This is a genomic window from Microbacterium sp., assembly GCF_039812165.1.
Classification (GTDB): Bacteria; Actinomycetota; Actinomycetes; order Actinomycetales; family Microbacteriaceae; genus Microbacterium.
The window spans coordinates 1-4,545 of record NZ_JBDIAB010000217.1; the positions used below are offsets into that span (position 1 = coordinate 1).

The 4,545-nt window shown below is 71.8% G+C and carries 3 protein-coding genes; all 3 read left to right on the forward strand.

Features of this window, described 5'->3' with window-relative positions:
* Window positions 1-72: 72 nt before the first annotated feature.
* The gene (locus WML84_RS13110) at window positions 73-1,287 is read left to right on the forward strand and encodes an amidohydrolase (RefSeq protein WP_347346585.1); all 1,215 of its coding nucleotides are present in this window, start codon (window positions 73-75) and stop codon (window positions 1,285-1,287) included.
* Between the two features lie 352 nt (window positions 1,288-1,639).
* The gene (locus tag WML84_RS13115) at window positions 1,640-3,592 is read left to right on the forward strand and encodes an APC family permease (protein WP_347346587.1); all 1,953 of its coding nucleotides are present in this window, start codon (window positions 1,640-1,642) and stop codon (window positions 3,590-3,592) included.
* Window positions 3,593-3,802: 210 nt separating this feature from the next.
* Window positions 3,803-4,480, forward strand: a complete 678-nt coding sequence (locus WML84_RS13120) for a hypothetical protein (protein WP_347346586.1) — start codon at window positions 3,803-3,805, stop codon at window positions 4,478-4,480.
* Window positions 4,481-4,545: the final 65 nt, after the last annotated feature.

Here is a 4,545-nt window from a genome sequence, read left to right on the forward strand (position 1 = left end):
GGCGGACGCCGGCGGACGCCGCCGGGCACCGCCGTCAGGGGCGGCGCGGGCGCGGAAAGCTAGGCTCGGGACATGTCGCTCGACCTCGAAGCCCTCTACATCGATCTGCACCGCCACCCCGAGCTGTCGTTCCAGGAGACCCGCACCGCGGGCGTCGTGGTCGCGGCACTCGCGGAGCTCGGCATCGAGGCGCACGAGGGCATCGGTCGCACGGGCGTCGTCGGAGTCGTGCGCAACGGCGACGGACCCGTCGTGTGGCTGCGCGCCGACATGGACGGTCTGCCCGTGCCCGAGCAGACCGGTCTGCCGTACGCGAGCACCGTGCGCGGCATCGACCCGCACGGCGTCGACGTGCCCGTCATGCACGCGTGCGGCCACGACATGCACGTGACCGCGCTGCTGGGCGCGCTCGAGCGGCTGGTCGCCACGCGCGACGAGTGGTCGGGCACCGTGGTGGCGGTCTTCCAGCCCGCCGAGGAGCACGGCGCGGGCTCGCTCGCCATGATCGCCGACGGCGTGCTCGACCGCTTCCCCCGCCCCGACATCGTGCTCGGGCAGCACGTCACGCCGCTCCCCGCGGGCGTGGTCGGCGTCCGCCCGGGCACGCAGATGGCGGCCTCCGACGGGCTGACGGTGCACCTCCTCGGCCGCGGCGGCCACGGCTCCCGTCCGCACGCGACGATCGACCCCGTGGTCATGGCCGCGGCGACCGTCATGCGCCTCCAGACGATCGTGTCGCGCGAGGTCGACCCGCGCGAGATGGCGGTCGTGACCGTCGGCGCCGTGCACGCCGGGCTGAAGAACAACATCATCCCCGCCGACGCGACGCTCGCCCTGAGCCTGCGCTACCCCGACGACGTCGCGCGCGAGCGCGTGATGGCGAAGGTGGAGCGGATCGTGCGGGCCGAGGCCGCGGCATCCGGCGCCGAGGAGGAACCGGCCATCACGATCGACCACACCCTGCCGCCCACGATCAACGACGCCGACGCGACCGCGCGCCTCACCGCGGCGTTCGATCGCGCGTTCGGCGAGGGCACCGTGATCGACCCGGGCATGTTCACCGGCAGCGAGGACGTGTCGTGGTTCGCGCGCGAGTCCGGTGTGCCGCTCGTGTTCTGGTTCTGGGGCGGCGTCGACCCGCAGCGGTACGCGGATGCCGTGGCCGCCGGCACGGTCGAACGCGACATCCCGACCAACCACTCCCCGCTGTTCGCGCCGGTGATCCACCCGACGCTCGAGCGCGGCGTCGACAACCTCGTCGTCGCAGCGCGCGAGTTCCTCGCCTGACGCCCCGCCCCCTCCCGCGACCGCGAGACCCCCGCGACCGCGGCCCGCGCGACCGCGGCCCGGCCTCCCTACGCTTCCCCGCCCTCCGCACCTCTCCCCCGAGTCACTGCCCTGGCACCCGCTCACTGTGCTCGAGCGCAGTGGGTCGCCCCTAAGGCAGTGACTCGGCGAGCCGGAGGCTGGCCTGCCCCTGCGCCCGCCCCATTGCGCGCGTGATCGCACGGGCGTAGAGTCGCGCGCCGTGACGCACGAAACGCGCGAGCCGGCCGACGAGACGCCGGTCGCCAAGCGCATCCTCCTCGGCGAGCCCCTCACGAGCGAGGCGCTCGACGAGCAGCTCCTCCCCAAGCGCATGGCGCTGCCGATCTTCGCCTCCGACGCGCTGTCGTCGGTCGCGTACGCGCCGCAGGAGCTGCTCATGATCCTGCTGGTCGGCGGCACCGCGTTCCTGGCGTTCAGCCCCTGGGTCGCCGCCGCGGTCGTGGCGCTCCTCATCGTCGTCGTGCTGAGCTACCGCCAGCTCATCAAGGCCTACCCCTCCGGCGGCGGCGACTACGAGGTCGCGCGTACGAACCTCGGCGAGACCGCGGGCGTGGTCGTGGCATCCGCCCTGCTCGTCGACTACATCCTCACCGTCGCCGTGTCGGTCGCCTCGGGCGTCGACAACATCATCTCGGCCCTGCCGGTCCTCGACCCGTGGCGCGTCGAGCTCGCCGTGGGCTTCGTCGTGCTCATCGTCGTGATGAACCTGCGCGGCGTGCGCGAGGCGTCGCGCGCGTTCGCGGTGCCCACGTACGTGTTCATCGGCTCGGTCGGCGTCATGGTGGTCACGGGCCTCGTCCGGTGGGCTCTCGGCGACGCGCCGGTGGCCTCGAGCGCGGCGTTCGACGTGCAGGCCGAAGAGCTCACGCAGGCGGCGACGATCCTCCTCATCCTGCGGGCGTTCTCGAGCGGATGCTCGGCCCTCACCGGCGTGGAGGCGGTCTCGAACGGGGTGCCGGCGTTCCGTACTCCGAAGATCCGCAACGCCCAGCTGACCCTCACCGCGATGGGCTCGATCGCGATCCTGCTGTTCGCGGGGCTGACGCTCCTGGCGCTCGTCGCAGGGGTCCACTACGCCGAGAACCCGTGCCACCTGGTCGGGTTCGACTGCGCGAGCGCGCCGCAGCCGAGTCTCATGGCGCAGGTCGCGGCCGCCACGTTCGGGGCGGGCTCGATCCCCTTCTTCGTCATCCAGGCGGCCACGGCGTGCGTGCTGCTGCTGGCCGCGAACACCGCGTTCAACGGATTCCCGCTGCTCGGCGCGGTGCTCGCGCGCGACGGCTACGCCCCCAAGTCCCTCAACACGCGGGGTGACCGGCTCGTCTACTCGAACGGCATGATCATCCTCGGGGCCGCCGCGATCGTCGTGCTCGTGATCTACCAGGCCAACCTCACGACGCTCATCCAGCTGTACATCATCGGCGTGTTCGTGTCGTTCTCGCTCGGCCAGCTCGGCATGGTGCGCCACTGGCGCGGCGTGCTGAGGGGGCGGCAGACTCGGCGCCACGAGGCCATCACCGGGCTCGCGATCAACGGGCTGGGCGCGTGCTTCACGATGCTCGTGCTCGTCGTCGTGACGATCACGAAGTTCACGCACGGCGCGTGGCTCGTCTTCCTCGCGATCCCCGTCCTCTCTGTGCTCATGATCGGCGTCAGCCGCTACTACCGCGACGTCGAGCACGAGATCGCGCTGGACGACCCGGTGCACTACGGCGCCACCGGCGACGTCGCGCTCGTGCTCGTCAACCGCCTGCAGAAGCCGGTCGCGAAGGCGGTCGACTACGCGCTCGCGGCCCATCACGACACGACCCTCGCGGTGCACGTCGCCGTCACCGCGGAAGAGGCCGACGCCCTGCAGCGTGAGTGGCACGAACAGCGGATGCCGGTGCCGCTCATCGTGGTCGAGTCGCCCTACCGCACCTATGCCTCCCCGATCATGGACTTCGTCCGCGCATATCGCGAGAAGCATGGGCCGTCGGTGGTCACCGTGTACCTGCCGCAGTACATCGTCGGGCACTGGTGGGAGAAGCTGCTGCACAACCGGCGCGCACGGCGCATCGCGCAGCAGCTCATGATGCTGCACGGCGTCTCGATCACGCTCGTGCCCTGGCTGCTCGACTCGTCGGAGCTCATCTACGGCCGCCGCTCGAGGCCGCTCCCGGGCGCCGACCGCTCCGGCCAGCCGCCGCAGGCCGGCTTCGGCCTCGTCGAGCACGTCGCCGAGCGCTCCGGCTCCGAGCGCTCCGGCTCCGAGCAATCCTGACCCGGCCGGCGCTGGCCGGCATCTCGCGCCGTATCGCGCACGAACTTCGCAGAATCGCACGGACTTCGCACGATCTCACCGGAATCCTGCGAGATCCGCACGAGACTGCGAAGCTCGTCAGTCGCGAGCGCGCCGCCCGACACCGCGCTTGTTGGCAGATCGTTACCCGTCCTGCCCGTCGCCGTCGGCGGCGACTGGAACGATAGAGGCATGCCCCGGACCCGAACCCTGCTCGGTGCAAGCGCAGCCCTCGTCGCCCTGTTGCTGACTGCCTGCGCTCCCGCCGCGACCCCGACGCCCACGCCCACCGCGACCGAGACGACTCCCGCGCCGACGCCGACGCCCACCCCCGACGCGAGCGTGGCCGAGATCCGCCTGGACGACACCGGCTTCGTGCTGCTCACCGAGGACGGCACCGCCGTGTTCACGTACGCGTGGGCCGATGAGGGCGAACCGGCCGTCGCCGCGCTCGAGGAGGCATTCGACGGCCCGCCGACGATCTCGACCAACCCCGGTGACGGCGGGCACTACCCCGACTACACGGTGTACCTGTGGGACGGGTTCACGTTCTACGACGAGCAGAACCTCGAGAAGCCCCGCGCGGAGTACATGCTGCCGTCGTTCGCGGTGTTCACGGCCGACCAGGCCCGCGGCATCCGTCTGACCACCTCGTCGGGCGTGGCGGTCGGCACCCCCGTCGCCGATGTGCTCGCGCTCGCTCCGCGCACGGTGGAGTGGGGCAACTACGGCACCGCGTATCTCATCGACGTGCCCGAGGGCGTCGATCCGACCGTGCCGGGGGCCGTCTCCGGCGCCGTCGCGGCGGTCTCCGACGCCACGAACACCACGATCATCGAGGTCCGCTACTTCGTCGAGTCCGGGTTGTGACGGCGGCTCGCGGGCTTCAACGACGCAGCCCGCGGCCGTCGCCCTTTCCCGCGCCTTCCGGCCGC

Bases quoted from the DNA above. Each gene is read 5' to 3' on its own strand.
- WML84_RS13110 (WP_347346585.1), top strand. From the start codon at position 73: ATGTCGCTCGACCTCGAAGCCCTCTACATCGATCTGCACCGCCACCCC.
- WML84_RS13115 (WP_347346587.1), top strand. From the start codon at position 1,640: ATGGCGCTGCCGATCTTCGCCTCCGACGCGCTGTCGTCGGTCGCGTAC.
- WML84_RS13120 (WP_347346586.1), top strand. From the start codon at position 3,803: ATGCCCCGGACCCGAACCCTGCTCGGTGCAAGCGCAGCCCTCGTCGCC.